Origin of the sequence: Tessaracoccus sp. OH4464_COT-324, from assembly GCF_003932855.1 — a bacterium.
Taxonomy (GTDB): domain Bacteria; phylum Actinomycetota; class Actinomycetes; order Propionibacteriales; family Propionibacteriaceae; genus Arachnia.
On the sequence record NZ_RQYZ01000189.1, the window covers coordinates 1 to 303 of the forward strand.

Consider the following 303-nt stretch of genomic DNA (forward strand, 5'->3'; position numbering starts at 1 on the left):
TGCGCCCTTGTTCTGGCGCTATATTTGTATTGTTTTTGGCTTATATGTTGGATCTATACTTCTGGGGGATGTTAGCAACCTTGGCAATGTCCTTAGGAACAGGGTTAATGTTATCGGGATTTGCCTTAATTGTGCTATATGCAAGAAAAAGTGCGGTGCAATTGGGGAATTTTTATTTTGCAAGAAACAAAGAACATTGGACAATTTTTGTTCGCATGTTCGCAGGGGCTATTATGCTATTTTTTGCATTGACCTTGATATATGGTACGACGTTACCAGTACGAGGTGGGGAGTTGTTAATTG

General features: G+C 39.9%; 1 pseudogene. It reads left to right on the forward strand.

The window, feature by feature from the left end:
- Positions 1–44: 44 nt before the first annotated feature.
- Positions 45–303 (forward strand): annotated as a pseudogene (zevB, locus tag EII42_RS12730) (zinc transporter permease subunit ZevB); the annotation flags it as partial.